Here is a 19,270-nt window from a genome sequence, read left to right as displayed (position 1 = left end):
AGGCATGAAAGACGATATTATTTTTGATCCGGTTGAGGGCGTATCGGTGGCCGTAGTGCCCGACGAGAACGCGGCCACCGAAGACGGCAAACAGGGCTGGCAGGTGTACCTGCTCAACAGCAACCCTTTTCCGTTGCGTAACGTCATCGTCAGTTCCAACGGCTACGGTATCCGGACCAACGGAGAAGCTGTTCGGACCTCCACCCTGCGTCACGTCATTCTGGAAGTAGAACCCCAAAGCGCTGTTCCGATCGAGCCTATCGACCCGGATTTGTTTCAGCTCAACAACCAGTATTGGGTGAGCTACTATCGTGGGCCCCAGATTTTTGACAAAAAATACATCTTCGTGCCAGATTCGATTGTGCCCGCCAACCTGATCCACATTGCCCTGCTCGACCGTGAAGGCGTATTGCACAGCTAGAGTTGGTCTCACCATTGACCCGTGGCCTGCAAACCCGGGTAGAGTTGCTTAATTTTGAGTCAATACGTATGAATCCAATCGGAATTCAGTTAGGGTTGTCTTTCCTGTGGGCTTTTTTGGTGGCATTGTTTGCGGTGCCTTCCATCATTTACATTGCTCACCTGAAGAACATGCTCGATACGCCCAATGTGCGTACCGTGCACGAGTCGCTCACGCCGCGCCTGGGGGGCGTAGCCGTGTTTGCCGGCTATATGTCGTCGCTGACCATTTTTGCTAATCTTGGCAATGGTATTCAGGAGTTGCTGGCCGGGTGTATCGTGCTGTTCTTCGTCGGCTTGAAAGACGACTTGGTTAGCATCTCGGTAACCAAAAAATTTGTGGGCCAGCTACTGGCCACCGGTATCGTCATGATTATGGCGGACATCCGGGTGACAAGCTTTCAGGGGATCCTCGGCATTGAGGAGTTACCAATTGGCATCAGCTACGCCTTCACCTTTTTGGCCATCGTCGGAATCACCAACGCTATAAACCTTATTGATGGCCTGGATGGCTTGGCGGGCACCATCGTCCTGATTATAGCCACCACCTATGGCTACTACTTCCTGCGCTATGGCGGAAGTAGCTACGGTAACTACGTCTTTGTGTCAGTCTGTTTGATCGGAGGAATGCTGGGCTTTCTTCGCTACAACTTTCATCGCGCCAGCATCTTTATGGGCGATACCGGTTCCTTGGTGTGTGGGTTCATTGTGTCTATCCTGACCATTCAGTTTATTGAAATGGGGCTGCGGGTGGGCCAGCCGTTTGGCTCCTCATCTCCGGCCGTGGCCATCGGCATTCTGTTCGTCCCGCTCTTCGATACCCTGCGCATTTTTATCGTGCGCATGATTGCTGGCCGCTCCCCTTTTGCTCCTGATAAGAACCATGTTCACCACCGGATTCTGGCTATGGGCTTCCAACAGATTAGTACCGTAATGCTGCTGGGCTTGCTAAATCTGGTTGTAATCTTGTTTGTTATCAACTTCGCGGCCTTGGGCAACACCTGGCTGATTGCTGGAATTGTTGCCTTTTCCCTGGTATTGAGCATATTTCTAGGGGTATACCAAAGTCGAAGCGCTCAGCAGCGCGTAGCATCCTGAATATCGCTACTTCGGGTAATAAGGGGAGAAGCATGAATTTACGCCGCCTCCGCATCTGGGTCTTAGCGCTGGTCCAGTTGGTGCTGGCTGCGCAGACCACACTGGCTGCCGAATATCGGCTGCTCCCGCTGGTGCCGCGCGGCGGTCTTTCGGCCGATTGGCTTATCTACGACGCCGGCCGCAATAGCCTGATCCTGTACCTGCCCGATTATCATACGCCGGCTCAGGCCTATTATCAGTGGATTAATGTGCGCCCTGGCCGGCCGTTGCTGGTCACCTTCGCTGCCCGTCAAGGCTTGAGCCTGTTTTTAGATAACCGATTAGTATTTAGTGCTCCTAAGGCAGCCTCCTACACTTTGGACTTCGCTACTTTACTGCCTGGAGAAGAGCGGACGGGCTCCCACCTGCTATGTGTGTGGCAAGCTGAGGTAGCGCCAAATCTGCCTTCGTTTACGAATGCAGCCGTGGCACCAGTTTCCCGGACCAGCGACACGAAGGCCTCTACTGCCCTGGTGGCTCAACCCCGGCCCCGGGGGCATCAGGGGCAAAATGTGTTTCTCTGTTTCCTGTTGGTTATTGGGCTACTCTATGGCAGTATTCGGGCCACGTATCAGCCAGGATTTGCGCGCATATACCAATTTGAGGGGCTGTGGAGTAAGCAGGCCAATGACCAGGATTTTCTGACCAAGCCTACTGTGACTTGGTTGAACCTGCTTTTGGTGCTGGTCTTCGCGCTGTCTTTTGCCTTGCTGCTGGTAGCCATTCACACCAATGTTCAAACTATCGTAATTCTGCGTCAGCTGTTTGATGTCCCGGAATCTGCGATAGTGCTACGGGTTCTACTCTATGCTGCCTTAGTAGCCGGTTTCGTACTGGGCAAGTACTTATTTCTGGAACTGATGGGCTATATATTCGATGTTGCTCCCTTGGTAATGGTTCAGTACCGGGAGTTTGTGCGCACTATTCTATTTATGGGGCTTTTTCTGCCGCTGGTTATGCTGCTATACCTGGGGCTGAACCAGACGCTGCCCCAAGCGGTGCTGTGGGTTTCCAATGGCGTGGTTTCCTTGATGTTGATTGGTACGGTAATCCGGATTGCCCGAACCCTCCACCAACGGAGTTCCCTGCTAAATCTACATTTGTTTTCTTACCTTTGCGCCACGGAAGTGATTCCGTTGATCATTCTGTTGAAATTGATCATTTTTACCTACTAATGCTCCCAGGGTCACCTAGTTAGCTGGCCCTTTCTCCCAACGATCCACTTATCGACCGAGATTTACTCTCTTTTTAATTTTATGGCCGAGAGCACAGACAAACCGGGAACGGGCCGGCACGCAAAACGCATTGCCACCGTGCTTGTCACCCAGCCCAAGCCGACGAACGACGTCAATCCTTACTTTGCCATCGCGGACAAGTACGGCATCAAAGTTGATTTTCGGGAGTTCATTCAGGTTGATCCGGTTTCCTATAAAGACTTCCGTAAGGAGAAGGTCAACATCTCGGAGCACACGGCGATTATTTTTACGAGCCGCAATGCTGTTGACCACTTCTTCCGCATCTGCCAAGAAGCCAAGCTGGAAATGCCGGCTGAGATGAAGTATTTCTGTATTTCAGAGCAGACCGCTAACTACCTGCAGAAGTATATTGTGCTGCGTAAACGGAAGCTGTTTGTTGGTCAACGAACAGCGGCCGATCTGTTTGAAGTTATCAAAAAGCATAAAACGGAGAAATTCCTTTACCCGTGCTCTGATATCCGCAAAGATGATATCCCGGAGTTCATGCGAGCCAATAATCTCAAGTTCACGGAAGCGGTTATCTATCATACTGTGGCCAGTGATCTGTCGGATCTCACCGATGTGAAATACGACTGCATTGCTTTTTTTAGTCCTTCTGGCATTAGCTCACTATTCATCAATTTTCCTGACTTCCAGCAGAATGGAACGCGGATAGCTGCTTTTGGCCCTACTACGGCTAAGGCAGTCCGGGACGCTGGTTTAGAGCTGGATATCGAGGCTCCTCACCCTAATGCTCCATCCATGACGGGAGCAATTGAGGCTTATATCCGCTATCATCACGGGGCTGATGCCACCCGGGACAAGAAACCCAATGGTAAGCAAAACGCCTGATTGTAGCAATGGGCCCTTCAGCCGCAAAAGGCTGTACATTAGGGCTTAGAGAGAGTGTTTGTTGCAGATGCTTTTTTCCATACATTTGGATACACTTGCGTTTCCCACCCTACCGGGCTGCACACTCTATATCAATCGCTTTTATGAAGGGGACGTTATCTGCCATTCTGTTAGTATTGGTCGCTGCCGGCTCGGCAGCTGCTCAGCAACAGCCCCAGTTCAGTCACTATGGCTTCAATGGAATGTACCTCAACCCCGCTTACGCGGGCATTAAAGGTCAGGGCGATGTTACCCTCATAGGGCGTTATCAGTACGCCGGCTACGGCGCTTCTTTCGATACCGGCGGCTCGCCTAAAACAGTGGTAATATCTGGTTCCGTACCCCTAGCGGCTATTGGCGGGGGACTAGGGTTTCACATTTTTCAGGACGAAATAGCTGTTCTGAAGACGACAAATCTGCAACTCTCTTATTCCAAGCATATTAAAGTTGGTGCCGGTAAGCTAGGCCTGGGAGTACAGGGGGTAATGAATCGTTTTGGTGAGGGCAGCCACCGGGCGCTTGACCCTAACGACCCGAAAGTACCGGTGCCAAGTTCGGACACTAAGTTCGACATTGGCGGAGGAGCATGGTATGAATCAGACAAGCTGTATGCCGGCTTGAGCGTCAACAATCTGCTGCGCTCAGAATACACTTTTAAAAGTGAGTCTATCGGCACCCCTAGTACGGCCCGCATCCTGGCTGAAAACCACGCTTACTTCACTGCGGGCTATAATATTGAGGCCTCTTCTGCACTGATTGTTACGCCCACCGTGATAGCCAAGCTGGTATTGCCCGGCAAATTTGGCGACAGCAATAAGATAAGCTTAAAGAACAACTCCTATGAGGTAGGGGCCCGGGCCACCTTGAACGATAAGTTTTGGGGCGGTGTAGGGTATCGCTACGATGAATCATTTACCGGTATGCTAGGCATGAGTTTTGCAAAAGATAATGCTTTACGGTTTGGTTATGCTTTGGACCTTATTGCATTTAACCAAGCTGCCCGTGCACCTAGCTCGCACGAGATTATGCTCTCCTACCGCTTGCCAAAACCAGGGCTTGCCATTCGTCCAGCTATCCGCACACCCCGGTATAGCTTCTGATTTTACCCTTGGCGCGGAATGTTTCGACGCCCTGATTACGTGCCGGCTGGATTTGTGGGGTTCATGTACTAAGCAGTCGCCTTTCTTCGTTCAACCGGGAACTCGTCTCATTCGTAGACAGTTGGGCGGTATTGAACGATAGGTTTGCGGACGAACGTAAGATTCACTAGATTTGCAGGCCCATCAAATTGTAATCTTCGGGTATCGCCGCCCGAACAGTCTTTTTCTCTTGACATGAACAAGTTACTCGTATTGCCTCTCTTCGCTCTTTCGGCGCTGTTCCTGGGAGGCTGTGGTTTTGGAAAAGGACCTCAGGGCGACCTGGTTGGGGCGCAGGACCGCCCCGAGTTTAATCCGCAGGAAGTTCCTTATGGAATGGTTCCCTGCCCAGGCGGGACCTTCCACATGGGCCAGACGGATCAGGATATTTCGGCCTCAATGGTCAACATGAACAAGCAGGTGACCATCGCCGGCTTCTACATGGACGAAACCGAAATCACCAACAATGAATACCGCCAGTTTATGAATGCCATCCGGCAGGATTCGATTGATGTCCTCGGCGAAGAGTACGTCATGACGGAGCTGTATCCGGATACCACGGTGTGGGTTAGAGACTTTACTTATCATATGGGCGACCCGCTGATGGAGTATTACTACACCCATCCGGCTTTCGATGACTATCCAGTGGTTGGCGTGGATTGGTTTGCGGCCAAGTATTTCTGCAACTGGCGCACCAAAAACAAGAATGGCGCCAATGAGGAAGCCGGCTTGGCGCCCACCCCAAACTTCCGCTTGCCTTCCGAGGCAGAGTGGGAATATGCTGCCCGCGGTGGTCGAAATCTGGCTACTTATCCTTGGGGCGGCCCTTACCTGCGTAACTCAAAAGGCTGCATGCTGGCGAACTTCAAGCCGGGCCGGGGCGACTACGCCAGTGATGGCTACGCATATACCGCTCCGGTTGGCGCATTCTTCCCCAACGACTTTGGCCTGTATGACATGTCCGGTAACGTATCGGAATGGTGCGATGATGCTTACATGGAGGCTTCGGTGCCGGTAGTGTGGGACATGAACCCAACCAACCCAGATGATAACGAGCCACGCAAAGTAGTACGCGGTGGTTCGTGGAAAGATATTTCCTACTTTCTGGAAACCGGTTCCCGCAATTTTGAATACCAGGATTCCGCCCGGTCCTACATCGGCTTCCGTACGGCTATGATCCAAATTGGCGAGGGTACCAATACCGCCCTTAATTAGGGGAGCCTAGCTTCAGTTTCCTTATTAATTCCTTGCTTCTTCCTCTTCCAATTCAATTCTTTCAATTCAAGTAAAATGGCAGCAAAAGGCGGTAGCTTCCTGTATGACGTGCTTATGCCCAAGGTCTATGGCATGGGTGCAGCAGTCGTAATCGTAGGGGCATTGTTCAAGATTCAGCACTGGGATTATGCTAGTGAGATGCTTATCGTCGGTCTTGGTACCGAAGCTATCATCTTTTTTCTAAGCGCGTTTCAGCCAAGTCCTAAAGAAACAGATTGGTCTCTGGTTTATCCGGAATTGAATGAAGGCTACGACCCTTCACTGGGCAACAATAGCTTAGCCGCCAACAACAGCCAGGGCCTGACCCGTAAGCTGGACGACATGCTGAAGGATGCCAACGTGACTCCGGAAGCAATTGCTTCGTTGGGCCAGGGCCTGAACCGCCTGACCACTACCACCCAGCAGCTTTCGTCGCTGGGCGATGCTACCAACGCTACGGAGGAGTACACCACCAAAGTTCGTTCGGCTGCTCAGTCGCTGGAGCGGATTAACGAAGCATACGCGCAGACCGCCCAGGCTATCGGGGCCATGTCTGATGCTACGGCTGATGCCCGCGAGTACCATCTGCAGGTGCAGAACGTGACCAAAAACTTGGGTGCGCTGAATGCAGTGTACGAAATGGAATTGCAGGATGCCAACACGCACCTGAAGTCCATGAACAAGTTCTACGGTACGCTGAGCCAGGCTATGGAAAACCTGACCGAAGCAGGCAAGGAAACCGACCAGTTCAAGCAGGAGGTAACGCAGCTGACCAGCAACTTAGGTTCGCTCAACCGCGTGTACGGCAATATGCTGAACGCCATGCGCGCTACCAGCTAGAGCTGGGGGCAAGTGCACGGAACGTTTCTGTCCAATAATTTTATCGACTAGGAAAGAATACCATGGCGGGAGGAAAAGAGACTCCACGGCAAAAAATGATCGGCATGATGTACCTGGTACTGACGGCCCTTCTTGCCCTACAAGTAAATTCAGCGATTCTGCTCAAATTCAAGTTCCTCGACGACAGCCTTTCCTCTATCAACGATAAGGTTTCAAAGTCGAATGATGGAACAGTAAAGGGCATTCAGGCGCAGGTTGAGAAAAATCGCAACCAGGCCTCTGATCTTGTCGTGCTGAAGCAAAGCGAGGAAATCCGCAAGACCACCCAGGAGGTGATTGCTTATCTGGGCACGGTGCGCGAAAAACTTATGGTTGCCACGGAGAACAAAGGCAAGAACGAGTTTAAAAACATGAGTGCCGAAGATAAGGTAGCAACTACCATGTTGGGCGGTAAGCGTGATGGGGCAGCTTATGAGATGAAGAATAAGCTGAACACTTATTCAACCTACATCCAAAAGTTCGTTCCGGGAGCCGCTCCTTTAGCGCTTGACGCCAAGGAAGACCCCATGGTAGTAGATAAGGAGCAACGCAACAAGAATTTTGCGGAGCTTAACTTTGAAAACACTCCGGTAGTAGCTGCTTTGGCTACTTTGGCCCAGAAGGAAGCCGAAGTGCTCAAGTACGAGGCTGATGCTTTGGCCGCGCAGTCGGCTAAAGTGGGCGGTAACATCATTGTCTTCGATAAAGTAGGCGCTTTCGCCAGTGCGGAGTCGAATACAGTAGCCGCTGGCACAAAGTATAAAGCCGAGCTGTTCCTGACGGCCTCCGCTACCGGGTTGAAGCCGACCATGACGTTGAATGGTGGTCCTTTATCAGTAGGTCCGGATGGCAAAGGCAAAGTAGAATTCACGGCCCGCCCGGGTTCTTTCGATGCTGCCGGCAACGCCAAGGCGCAGTGGACCGGCACCATCCGCTTCAAGCAGAACGGCCGCGATACCACCTTCAAAGTAACTACGCCTTACACGGTGACTAAACCAGTGATGCAGATTCAGTCGGCATCGGTGCAGGCGCTTTACTTCAAGTGCGGCAACAAGCTCAGCGTACAGGTCCCGGCTTTGGGGGCCCAGTACAAGCCTAGCTTTGGGGCTTCCGGGGCTTCAGTTATCCAGGGTTCCAAGCTGGGTGACGTAACCCTGGTGCCGAATTCGCGGGAGGTTACGCTGAACGTAAGCAGTGGTGGTAACGCCATCGGCTCGCAGACTTTCCAGGTTCGTCCGATTCCCAAGCCCGAGATTCAGTGCTGGGTTGGGGGCCGTCCGGCCAACGAAAAGCAGGGTACGCCGATTACGGCCGTGCGGAACATGAGCCTGAAGGCTATTCCGGATGCGGGCTTCGCGACCTTCCTGCCCGACGATGCCCGCTACCGCGTTACGCGTTACGAAATCACGCTGGTCCGCGGCAAGCGTCCGGCTATGCCAACGAGAACCATCAACGGTCCGGAGGCCAACTTGAGCGACGTTGTAAACTCGGGCCGTGAAGGTGACCGGCTGTACATTGAAGTGAAAGAAGTAAAGCGTCTGAACTTCCAGGATCAGCAGGAAGAAGTAAAAGTGTCGAAGCAGTTCAATATTCCGCTTATCTAAGCGTTACGCTGCTGAACTAACCGGTGCGCCTTTTTGATTACTAGGGTATGAAAAATTTCCTTTCCTTCGCCGCCTTCACGGCTGGTCTGCTGCTGTCGGTGTCGGCTTCAGCTCAGGAACAAGCTACTACCGCGAGCAGCAACGGCTCGTACCGTCCGATTCCAAATTCGGACATTATGTTCCGCAAGACCATCTGGCGGGCAGTGGATCTGCGCGAGAAGCAGAACAAGCCGATGTTCTCCGAAGGCAAGGAAATCAGCCGGGTAATTCTTGATGCGGTAAAGCGCGGGGAGCTGCAGGCCTACAAAAATGACTCGCTTACTACGACTTACACGCCAAGTGAAGTATCGGCTAATATGTCGTATGCCGAAGCCAGCGCGGGTCTGAGCGAAGAGGAAAAGGCTGCGGGCTTTAGTGATGATGCCGCTGGTGACGACTGGGGGGCTCCTAAAAAGACCGTCAAAGGCAAGAAGGTAGCGGCGGCGCCTAAAAAGCCGGTCGCGCCCCCAAGCTATGAGTATCGTCCCAAAGACATCTATCAGATGGAGTTGAAGGAAGATATGATCTTCGACAAGAAACGGTCGAGAATGTATCATGACATCAAAGCCGTTACGCTGCTGGTTCCTTCGACGCTGGGTGCAAACACCGCCGGCATTGAAAAGACCATCGGGTGCTTCAAGTACAGCGACCTGGTGCGGGTGTTCCGGGCCAATCCGGATAAAGCCATCTGGTTCAACTCCCAGAATGACGCCCAGCACAAGAACCTCGCTGATGCTTTCGAGCTGTGGCTGTTCAATTCGTATATCGTAAAGGTTTCCAACCCGAACGACTCCCGTCTGGACGAAATCTACGGTGGTCAGCAGCAGGGTATTCTGGCTTCGCAGCAGGCCGCTTCCGACCTGATTGAGTACGAGTATAACCTCTGGAGCTTCTAAACCACGGATTCGCCCGGATTTTTCGGATTACGCGGATGTTGTAGTTGCCTGCCAAGTACCTAAAAAGCCCCTGCCATTGCGGTAGGGGCTTTTTGCTGGCCTGTAAATTCCCGGCTTACTCGACGGACGGGCTGGCTGTCGTTTCTTGCTGGCTGAAGTAATCGAGCAGGATACGCGCTTTGGCCTTGCCCACTTCTCCGATAAGCTGGGCCTCAGTAAGCTCCCTTATCTTTTTCACGGATTTGAACTTGGAAAGCAGCTTGTCGGCCGTAACGGGGCCGAGGCCTTTGACGTCGGTCAGCTCGGTTTTGAGCGTGGCCGCGTCGCGGCGGCTGCGGTGGAAGGTGATGCCGAAGCGGTGAACCTCGTCGCGCATGCGCTGGAACAGGCGGAGTGATTCACTCTTCTTGTCGATGTAGAGCGGCAACGGGTCGTTGGGCACGTAGATTTCTTCCAGCCGCTTGGCAATGCCGATGATGGCCATCTGGCCCCACAGGTTCAGATCCTTGATAGCCTTAACCGCCATGCTCAGCTGACCTTTGCCACCGTCGACAATAATGAGCTGGGGCAACGACGCGCCTTCGTCTACCAGCCGCCGGTAGCGGCGCGTGACCACCTCGTACATCGAGTCGAAGTCGTTGGGGCCGACCACGGTTTTGATGTGGTAGTGGCGGTAGTCCCGCTTGCTGGGCTTGGCGTTGCGGAAGCACACCATGGCGGCCACGGGGTTGTCGCCCTGGAAGTTGGAGTTGTCGAAGCACTCGATATGCTTAGGCAGCTCCGTCAGGCGCAAATCACGCTTGATGCCTTCCATGATGCGCACCTCGTTCACATCTTTGGACCGGTCGTTCATGCTTTCCTTTTCCTTGCGCAGGTACAGCACGTTTTTGATGGAAAGCTCCAGCAGCTTGCGCTTATCGCCAATCTGCGGCACCACGACCGTGACGCCCGGCAGCGGCAGCTCTAACCCTTCGGTGTTCACCAGGATTTCCCGGGACTGACTCTCGAACTCCGTCCGCATCTGCATAATCATCGGCGTCAGAATCTCAACGTCGGTTTCGTCGAGCTTCTTCTGGACCTCGATGGACTGCGTGAGAATGATGGAGCCGCTCATCACCTTCAGGTAGGTGATGAAGGCGCTTTTCTCATTGGAGGCAATGCTGAATACGTCGATGTTAGACAGCGTGGCATTCACCACCGTGGACTTGGCCTGGAAATCGTCGAGCCGGTCGAGCTTCTGCTTGAGGCTGTGGGCCAGCTCATACTGCTGATCCTGGGCCGCGGCCATCATCCGTTCCCGGAAGTAGGCTTTGGGTACGGTGAGGTTGCCGCTGAGAATGTTGCGGATCTGCAGGATGTACTGATTGTAGGTTTCCTCCTCCTGGTGCCCTTCGCAGGGCCCTTTGCAGTTGCCCAGGTGATACTCCAGGCACACCTTGAACTTACCGGCCGCCACATTCTCGGGGGTGAGGTTGTAGGTGCAGGTGCGGAGCGGATACAGGGCCCGGATCAGCTCGAGCACGATGTTCATGGCCGTCAGGTTGGCGTAGGGGCCGTAGTAGCGCGAGCCGTCGTTGAGCTTGTTGCGCGTGGGCAGCAGGCGCGGAAACCGCTCGTTGGTGATGCACAGGTACGGGTAGGTCTTGCCGTCTTTCAGCAGGATATTGTACTTGGGCTGGTGCTGCTTGATGAGGTTATTCTCGAGCAGGAACGCATCAGACTCACTGTCGACAATGGTGAATTCGATGCGCCGGATGTTCCTGACCAGCTGCTGGGTTTTCTTGTTGTGGTCCTGCTTGGTGAAGTAGCTGCTCACCCGCTTGCGGATATCAATAGCCTTCCCGACGTAGATAATGCCTTCGTCGTCGAAGAACTTATAGATGCCAGGCTGGTGGGGCAGCTGGCGGATTTGCTCTTGTAGCTGGGCATTGGCTGCCATAAATCGCTGATTTACGCTGATTGAAGTGATTCCGCTGATTGGATTTAGGCCACAAAACAGCCCGAAAGCAGGTCATTGGTAGAAGCCTGCGGAAATACGCAGAAAGAAAGCGCGCAGGTACGCGGAGGGTAAAGTACGACGCTTAAGACAACAAAAAACGTGGCCGGTTAGTCCCGGCCACGTCCTTCAAAAATCAGTGAAATCAATCTGATCAGCGGAAATCAGCGATTCAGAAATGCGGCCGGCTAGTCCCGGCCCCGTCCTTCAAAAATCAGTGACATCACCCTAATCAGCGGAAATCAGCGATTTAGATATCCTGATCATCCAGATCCGGCAGCTCTGCCTGGTTCAGCTTCTGGTCGTAGGGAATCGTGTCGCGCTGACCGCCGTAGTAGCGGCTGCAGTCGACTTCTATGCTCAGTGGCTGAGTTGGTTTGGGGAAGGGCGCGGTACTGATGCCGATGCTTTTGTCGGCGTACACTTTGCGCATGAAGACGCCGTAGATGGGCAAGGCCATGCGGGCGCCCTGGCCGTAAGCCCCGGTGCGGAAGTGAATGCTGCGGTCTTCGCCGCCCACCCACATGCCGCACACCAGATCGGGGGTGATGCCCATGAACCAGGCGTCGGAGTAGTTGCTGGTGGTGCCGGTTTTGGCGCCGATTTCATACGGAAACTTGAAGCCGGTTTTCAGGATCACCGACGTGCCGCCGGGTTCGGTGGTAGACGCCTGCAGCATATAGGTCATGAGGTAGGCGGTTTCTTCGCTCAGGGCCTCGCGGGTCTGGGGCACGAATTCCCGGAGCACGTTGCCGTTCTTATCCTCGATGCGCGTCACCATCATCGGGGCCGTCCAGACGCCCTTGTTCACGAAAGTGCCGTAGGCTCCGCACAACTCGTACATGCTCACGTCGCTGGAGCCAAAGCCGACGGCCGGTACGGCTTCGATAGGGGAGGTGATGCCGAGGCGCTTGGCGTAGGAAACCACGGTTTCGGGGCCAATCTTCTGCACCACCCACGCCGTGATGGAGTTCATGGAGCGGGCCAGGGCCTGGCGCAGCGTGAAGGTGCGGCCGGTGAAGCTCCCTTCGAAGTTGCGGGGGGTGTACGACGCCCGGCCCGCTACCGCCGGGAAGGTCGTGGCCACGTCGGGGCGCTGGTAGCAGGGCGAATAGCCCTGGTCGATGGCGGCCGTGTAGACGATAGGCTTGAAGGTGGAGCCGGGCTGACGCTTACCCTGCTTCACGTGGTCGTACTTGAAGTACTTGTAGTTGGTGCCGCCCACCCAGGCCTTAATCTGGCCGTTGAGCGGATTCATGGCCATGAAGCCCGCCTGCAGGTAGCGCTTGTAGTAAGCCAGTGAATCGAGGGGCGACATCAGTACTTCCTTCTCGCCTTTCCACGAGAAAACCGTCATCTTATACTTCTTGCGCAGATAGAAGTTGATGGAGTCCTTATTGCCGTCGAAGCGGTTATTCAGCGACTTGTAGCGTTCCGTGCGCCGGATGGAGGTGGCAATGAAATTGGGAATGACTTTGCCGTTCTCGTCGCGCCAGGGCTGCTGCCCTTTCCAATGAGCATCGAACCACTTCTGCTGGAGCTTCATGTGCTCAGCCACGGCCGATTCAGCGTATTTCTGCATCCGCGAGTCAATCGTGGTGTAGATTTTCAGGCCGTCGGCGTAGAGGTCGTGGTCGGTTTCCCGGGCCCATTCCTTCAGCATCTTGCTCACCTCGACCCGGAAGTAGGGGGCAATGCCTTCGTTCTGATTCTCCACGCTGTAGTCGAGCTTAATCGGCTTGATCGTATCGGCCCGCAGAGCCGCCTCATCGAGGTAGCCGTACTTGTTCATCTGCAGCAGCACCCAGTTGCGGCGCAGGCGGGAGCGGGCCGGGTTGAAGCGGGGGCTGAACCGCGAAGGCGCGTTGAGGACGCCCACCAGCGTGGCGGCTTCAGCCACGGTCAGCTGCTTCGGCTTCTTGTTGAAGAAGGTTTTGGAAGCCGTGTTGATACCGAAGGCGTTGGAGCCGTAGTCGTTGGTGTTGAGATACATGCGCAGGATTTCGCGCTTGGTGTAGTTGCGCTCCAGCCGCACGGCCAGAATCCACTCCTTGGTTTTCGTGACGAGCATCCGTACGCCGGGCACGTCGTTCAGGGTGCCGTCGTTCAGGTCGCCGCGGGTGCGGAACAGCACTTTGGCCAGCTGCTGGGTGAGCGTGGAGCCACCACCACTGCTGCCCCCCGTGAGCAGTCCGGCGGCTACCCGGCCCGTGGCCTTGGCGTCGATGCCGGAATGCTGCTCGAACCGGGAATCCTCGGTGGCAATCAGGGCATCAACCAAATGCTGGGGCAGGTCTTCGTACTCGGCCGGGGTACGGTTTTCGTGGAAGTACTTGCCCATGAGCGCTCCATCGGTGGAATAGATTTCCGAGGCCAGCTCACTCTTGGGGTTTTCGAGGGTTTTGAGGTTGGGCATCCGCCCGAAAAGCCCCAGGAAGTTGACACTAACGGCCAGCACGTACAGCACGAAGCCCAGTACTCCGGCGCCGAAAAGCACCCACAGCGTGCGGATGAAAGCCGTGAAGCGGCCCGGTCGCTGAGGTTTACGGGACGATACTTTGTTCTTGGTGGCAGGGTAAGCCATGGATTCAATTCTGAATTCTGAATTCTGAACTCTGAATTATGGCTTGAACTGAGCCCGCAGCACAGAACAATTCATAATTCAGAATTCACAATTCAGAATTATTTAGAGTAGGTCTTTTGGTAGAAGCGCTGATACTCCTCCACATCCTTGCTTTGAAGCAACAGGGGGAGGTTGTCAATACCAATTATCAGCGTTTGGTAACCCGCGCCCCGCAGACGACTGAGCGGCGACTGGGGGCCGCGCAGCTTCAGAGCATAGCTCTGCGCCACCTTCGCGCCCGGCAAAGACTGCACCACGACCAGCTCCAGGCTGTCGGTCAGCCCGGACTGCTGAACCTGCAGATTGCTGGCCTTGAAGAACCGACCGTTGTAAGCAGTCAGCAAGGCGGGCAGATCCTTGAGGGGCGCTGCTCCTTTGGGGAAGGCAAGTACCACGGCGTGCCCGGCAGTCAGATTGGTGGAGTACGCGGTACCCCGCTTAACCGGCTCCAGGGGCACCGGATCCGGTACTGCCGGGCTTGTCCCGGTTGCCGGGGTGGGGGCGGGAGGCGTTGGAGCTGCTGGCGCAGGCGGGACCACGGTTTTACCCGCCCCGGGGCCGGCCCCGGCAGCTTTAGGAGCCAGCGTAGCCCCCCGCCGCACCGGCGTAGCCGGAACGGGAGCCGCCGGGAGCTGGGCGGCCGGCGTTAAAGCCAGGGGTGCCGGGGCTACCAGGCTGGCCGGCGACTCGTGCTCACCGTAGAAAATGCGCATCCGGTTGTCAACCTCACCAGGGCGAAAAATGGACACCACGGGCTTATCGGTCGACGCCAGCGCCCCGGTAATCTGGCCTTCCTCGTAGCGCTTATAGCTGCCCAGCAAAGCCTGGGCCTGACTCCGCAGCGGGCTTTCGGGGTAGTCCTGCTGGAATTTGTCTACCGCCGCCCGCGCCGCCACGGGTGGCTGGGTGCGGATGATAAGCAAGGTGCTCAGAAACGAAGTCCGGTCGGTCAAATCATTCACCGGGTACTGCTGCCTGGCCCGGGCCAGCACCGCCCGGGCTTTGGTGAATTCCTGCTTCTTGTAGAACGTGAAAGCCGAATCCAGCCGGATGCTCACCTGGGCGTTGGCCACTGAGGTGCGCCGGAGGTATTCCGGGTCGGCCACCAGCCGCGCATACGATGAGTTCGGGTATTCCTGGCGCAGCTTCCGGGCGTAGGCTTCTCCTTTCGGGTCGTTTTGCTCCTTGTAGAGCAGGTACAGGCTGTAGTAGGTTTCGGGGGAATAAACCCCGGCCGGGAAGCGCGCCACGAGCTTCTCGTACGTTTCGGTGGCCCGCGCCGACTCCCGCAGCTGCTGGTTATAAATGGCGCCCAAGGCAAACAGTGCCTCTTCTACCTGCTTCTCCGACGCCTTCAGCTGGGGCTCGGTCAGCGGCAGATTCCGGCGGTAGCCGGCAACCAGGCCCCGTACCTGAGCCGCCGGATCAGCCGCGGCCGCGCCGGCCCCGGCACTACCACCGGGCGGGTTGACGCTGGTGCTGCCCGCGCCGGCAATGGAAACCGGGACGTTGCCCCCCTGGCTTGTAACGGCGGAAGCACTGGCCTGGCTCGTGATGCGCCAGTTGTCCTGCAGCTGCCGGTCGCCCCATTTCCGGATAAAGTCGCCCCGGGCCGCGGCCAGCGACGTCGGGTTGTCGAAATACCAGAGCGCCCCGGTGCTGCTGTTGGCAGCCGCCAGCGGATCGAAGTTAGCCGTGCCAAAAGCGGAAGTAGCGTTGTTGCTGGCCGTTTCCAGCTGCTGGGCCTGCCGGGCCGCGAGGGTAGCCTGCCGCTCAACTTCCTTCCGGCGGGCTACCAGCTCCGCCGTAGCATATTCGGTCAGGCGGCTGCGCAGCGCCACCGTATCCAGCCGGACCAGGGCCTGGAGGCTATCCTGAGTATCGATGGTGGTAAGCTGCTTGGCGAAATCCTTCAGCACCAGGCTGCGCTCCGCAGTAGCGGCGTACTCCGGGGCTTCCCGGGGCATATTCTGCACGGTGCTGTCGTAGTAAGCCGCGGCCAGCCGGTATTTCTGCAGGTTCTCGTAGTAGATGCGGCCGGCCAGCAGGTAGGTGTACGACTTCTGCGCCTTGTTGGTAGTCGTAACCCGGGCCGACTGCCGCAGCAGCGCCAGTGAGTTGTCGTAGCGCTGCTGCCGATAGGCGAGCCGCGCCATCTCGTAGTAGATCTTGTCGCGGTACTCTTTGTTTTTGGTGTCTTTCAGCAGCTTGGCAAAATACTTATCCAGCCGGGCTTTGTCGGTAGTGTTCAGGTCCGAAACCTGGCCCAGCATCAGCTTGGCGAAGAAATCCAGCTCGTAAGGCGGGTTATGCTTCAGAATCTGGTTGAGCTGGGCATAGGCTTCCTTATCCTGATTGGTAGCCTGATACAGCTGCGCCAGAATGTAGCGGGTGCGCGACAGCTCGTTCTTGGGCGTGATATAAGGCAGGGCCCGGGTCAGATTCTCGATGGCCTTGGGCTGGTCACCGGTTTGGAGGTAATACTCCGCGCGGGTCAGGAAAAGCTCGCGGGCATTCTGCCCGGTGCCCTGCTCCTTGTCGAGCAGATCCGACACGGCGGCCGCGTTTTCCAGCTCTTTGGTGGCCAGAAACGTGCGCATCAGCCAGATGAGGGCCTCGTGCTTGGCGTTCGGGTCTTTGCTGGTGGTGTTTACGTACTTAAACGTCTTGCCCGCATCCTCAAACTCCTTCTTATAGTAGCGCGCCTGACCGATGAGCAGGTAGCTGTTGTCGGTCCATTCACTACCCGGGCGGTGCTGAATCGGCAGCGAAGCCTTCTTGATGATGTCGTCGAGGTCGGCCGTTACGCGGGCCACGGTGGCATCGTCCAGGGTGGGGAAGAGGGGCAGCACGCGGTTGTAGTCGTTCACGCGGGCCGCATACAGGGTAGCTTCGGTGGCCGCCAGCTTCTCGCGGGCCAGAAAGAAGCCATTGTCGCGGGCGACTATATTCTCGTAGCCATGCCCGATGATGGACTTTCGCTCCGAAGAGCAGGCCCCGACCACAACTGCCAGGAGCAGCCCGGCCGGTAGGGAAAGCAGGCGGAAAAGCGGATACTTCGTCAAGGCAGAATAATAGTCAGGCTCCCAAGTTGCAAACTTCAAACGCGGGCGTACCGTGGTTTCGTTCGTTCCGGCGGCGCGGGCGTTCTACAACGTAGCACGTTGGGTAAAATTACAGTTTTTCCCCGCCCCGTCCGGCGCAGGCGGTAAGCGGCCCGGTAAACGGTGCCCGTTACCAGGCCGGTTTTCCCCGGGCCCAACCGGCTTCTTTCCCCGAAAGCGGAGGGCAAGCGTAGGCTACTGCGCCGAAAATCAATACTTTCGCACCCCCAAACTGCCCAATGCCATGTCTGCCGACGTTCCGCCACCCAATAAGTCCGACGATGCCGACCGGATGCGGGCCTTTGCCAGGTACTCCGGGCTGGGCTTTCAGATGCTGGCCATCATTGGCCTCTGCACCTGGGGCGGGCTGAAGCTGGACGAGTATTTCCAGACCGAAAACCCCTGGTACACCATCGGGCTGATGGTGTCTGGGCTGGTGGCCGCCACGTATCAGGTCATTCGGTCACTTTCCCGTAACGAATAATAACAGCGCAGTGCTTTTCCTTCGCAACTTCTTTTTCTTCTGTCTGCTCGTCTGGGCGGTGATGTACGGTCTGCAGCAGCAGTTTGGCGCAGCCGTTATCCACCCGCTGGCGTACTCCGTGCTGGGCTTCTTCGCCGGGCTCACCGCCATTACCTATTGGCTGACCGCCCGGCTGTTGAAAGCCAACCCCGATGGGTTCATGGTCGCCTTTTTCGGGGGCATGGTCGTGCGGCTGCTGTTGTCGGTAGGGTTGGTGCTGGTCTACCTGTATAAAGGCGGCGCGAAGGAAGGCCCCGGCACCTGGACCTTCCTGGGAAGCTTCTTCCTGTTGTATTTCTTATTTGCCGGGTTTGAAATCTGGAGCATCCTGAGTAACTTGCGCCCGTTTTCAAAACCGGGTGAAAGCCCCGAATAAGGGTTTTGCGGGCAAAATTCTAATCCCCACTGAATGAAGCGTTTACTGATAGCTCTCTTTTGCATTCTTTCGCTTCCTGCGTTTGCCGCCGAGCCGACGGCCACGCAGGCCGAAGCAACCGACAAGGAAGCCTTCAGCCCCGGAGAGATGATCCTCCACCACATCAGCGACTCGCACGAATGGCACTTCGCCACCTTCGGCGACGAAGAGCACGGCAGCCACCTCACCATTCCGCTGCCCGTTATTGCCTACCAGCCGGCCCAGGGCCTGAGCGTTTTCTCGTCTTCTAACCTGGCCCACGGCCAGGCTTACAATGGCCTGAAGCTGGAGCATGAGCACCTGATGGCCGAAGACGGCGGCAAGGTATACGACTTCTCGATTACCAAGAACGTGGCTTCGCTGCTGCTGAGCGCCGCGATTCTGCTGCTCGTGTTTACGGCCGTAGCCCGCGGCTACCGCACCAACCACGGCCGGGCTCCCCGCGGCATCCAGTCGTTCTTCGAGCCGATCATCACGTTCATCCGCGATGAAGTAGCCAAGAAGTCCATCGGGCCGAAGTACGAGCGCTACATGCCGTACCTGCTCACCGTCTTCTTCTTTATCTGGTTCAACAACCTGCTGGGTCTGATGCCGGGTGCGGCCAACCTCACCGGCAACATTGCCGTGACGATGACGCTGGCCCTGCTGACGTTGATCATCACCCTGGCCAGCTCCAATAAGAACTACTGGGCCCACATCTTCGCTACGCCCGGCGTGCCCAAGCCGCTGCTGATCATCATGATTCCGGTAGAGCTGATCGGCGTGGTGGTGAAGCCCTTCTCGCTTATGATCCGACTGTTTGCCAACATCACGGCCGGTCACATCGTAGTGCTGAGCTTTATCAGCCTGATCTTCATCTTCAAAAGTATCTTCATCAGCCCCGTGACGCTGGCCTTCGGCCTGTTCATCAACGTGCTGGAACTGCTGGTGGCCATTCTGCAGGCTTACATCTTCACCCTGCTCACCGCCATGTACATCGGCGGCGCGGTAGAAGACCACCACGATGCCGACTACCAGATGGGCGGCGGCGACGGAGCCGACGATGCCCACGTAGCCCGCGCTGCTCACTAAGCTTT

At 56.0% G+C, this 19,270-nt stretch carries 15 protein-coding genes; 12 read left to right on the top strand and 3 right to left on the bottom strand.

Going from position 1 to position 19,270, the window contains the following annotated elements:
• The first annotated feature begins 4 nt into the window (after nt 1-4).
• From ABD833_RS06240 to porN, 9 genes are all read left to right on the top strand, one after another.
• Complete coding sequence (locus tag ABD833_RS06240; protein ID WP_345071709.1) at nt 5-421, top strand: hypothetical protein; 417 nt, start codon at nt 5-7, stop codon at nt 419-421.
• A gap of 68 nt (nt 422-489) precedes the next feature.
• Entirely contained in the window at nt 490-1,557 is a 1,068-nt protein-coding gene (locus ABD833_RS06235) for an MraY family glycosyltransferase (protein WP_345071707.1), read from the top strand.
• 32 nt (nt 1,558-1,589) lie between these two features.
• A complete protein-coding gene (locus ABD833_RS06230) occupies nt 1,590-2,771 on the top strand; it encodes a DUF4271 domain-containing protein (protein ID WP_345071705.1) in 1,182 nt (393 codons plus the stop codon).
• Between the two features lie 81 nt (nt 2,772-2,852).
• Entirely contained in the window at nt 2,853-3,683 is an 831-nt protein-coding gene (locus ABD833_RS06225; protein ID WP_345071704.1) for a uroporphyrinogen-III synthase, read from the top strand.
• Between the two features lie 143 nt (nt 3,684-3,826).
• On the top strand, nt 3,827-4,822 hold the full coding sequence (locus ABD833_RS06220) for a PorP/SprF family type IX secretion system membrane protein (RefSeq protein WP_345071703.1): 996 nt from the start codon (nt 3,827-3,829) through the stop codon (nt 4,820-4,822).
• A gap of 234 nt (nt 4,823-5,056) precedes the next feature.
• Nucleotides 5,057-6,076: a T9SS ring complex lipoprotein PorK/GldK gene (gene porK, locus ABD833_RS06215; RefSeq protein WP_345071702.1), complete on the top strand. Its 1,020-nt coding sequence runs from the start codon at nt 5,057-5,059 to the stop codon at nt 6,074-6,076.
• Between the two features lie 75 nt (nt 6,077-6,151).
• Nucleotides 6,152-6,955, top strand: coding sequence for a type IX secretion system motor protein PorL/GldL (gene porL / locus ABD833_RS06210; protein WP_345071701.1), 804 nt, complete (start codon nt 6,152-6,154; stop codon nt 6,953-6,955).
• 62 nt (nt 6,956-7,017) lie between these two features.
• Complete coding sequence (porM, locus tag ABD833_RS06205; protein WP_345071700.1) at nt 7,018-8,598, top strand: type IX secretion system motor protein PorM/GldM; 1,581 nt, start codon at nt 7,018-7,020, stop codon at nt 8,596-8,598.
• A 47-nt stretch (nt 8,599-8,645) separates the two neighbouring features.
• Complete coding sequence (porN, locus tag ABD833_RS06200; RefSeq protein WP_345071699.1) at nt 8,646-9,533, top strand: type IX secretion system ring subunit PorN/GldN; 888 nt, start codon at nt 8,646-8,648, stop codon at nt 9,531-9,533.
• 115 nt (nt 9,534-9,648) lie between these two features.
• Here porN and uvrC read toward each other — a convergent pair whose 3' ends face one another.
• The 3 genes from uvrC to porW all read right to left on the bottom strand — a co-directional run bounded on the left by uvrC (nt 9,649) and on the right by porW (nt 17,217).
• Complete coding sequence (uvrC, locus tag ABD833_RS06195) at nt 9,649-11,472, bottom strand: excinuclease ABC subunit UvrC (RefSeq protein WP_345071698.1); 1,824 nt, start codon at nt 11,470-11,472, stop codon at nt 9,649-9,651.
• Nucleotides 11,473-11,779: 307 nt separating this feature from the next.
• Nucleotides 11,780-14,113 carry a transglycosylase domain-containing protein gene (locus ABD833_RS06190; RefSeq protein ID WP_345071697.1) on the bottom strand — a complete coding sequence of 778 codons (2,334 nt, stop codon included), beginning with the start codon at nt 14,111-14,113 and terminating at the stop codon, nt 11,780-11,782.
• 98 nt (nt 14,114-14,211) lie between these two features.
• On the bottom strand, nt 14,212-17,217 hold the full coding sequence (porW, locus tag ABD833_RS06185; RefSeq protein ID WP_345071696.1) for a type IX secretion system periplasmic lipoprotein PorW/SprE: 3,006 nt from the start codon (nt 17,215-17,217) through the stop codon (nt 14,212-14,214).
• Nucleotides 17,218-17,500: 283 nt separating this feature from the next.
• On the opposite strand from porW, the gene ABD833_RS06180 reads away from it, so the two are divergent.
• From ABD833_RS06180 to atpB, 3 genes are read left to right on the top strand one after another with little or no spacing between them, the layout of a single operon-like run.
• Nucleotides 17,501-17,740, top strand: a complete 240-nt coding sequence (locus tag ABD833_RS06180; protein ID WP_345071694.1) for an AtpZ/AtpI family protein — start codon at nt 17,501-17,503, stop codon at nt 17,738-17,740.
• A 10-nt stretch (nt 17,741-17,750) separates the two neighbouring features.
• Nucleotides 17,751-18,155 carry a hypothetical protein gene (locus ABD833_RS06175; protein ID WP_345071692.1) on the top strand — a complete coding sequence of 135 codons (405 nt, stop codon included), beginning with the start codon at nt 17,751-17,753 and terminating at the stop codon, nt 18,153-18,155.
• Nucleotides 18,156-18,188: 33 nt separating this feature from the next.
• Nucleotides 18,189-19,265, top strand: coding sequence for a F0F1 ATP synthase subunit A (atpB, locus tag ABD833_RS06170; RefSeq protein WP_345071691.1), 1,077 nt, complete (start codon nt 18,189-18,191; stop codon nt 19,263-19,265).
• Nucleotides 19,266-19,270 lie beyond the last annotated feature (5 nt).

The sequence above is a fragment of the Hymenobacter fastidiosus genome (assembly GCF_039539565.1).
GTDB classification, from domain to species: domain Bacteria; phylum Bacteroidota; class Bacteroidia; order Cytophagales; family Hymenobacteraceae; genus Hymenobacter; species Hymenobacter fastidiosus.
The sequence above is the reverse complement of the archived record's forward strand: the minus strand, read 5'-3'. Positions and strand labels throughout refer to the sequence as shown.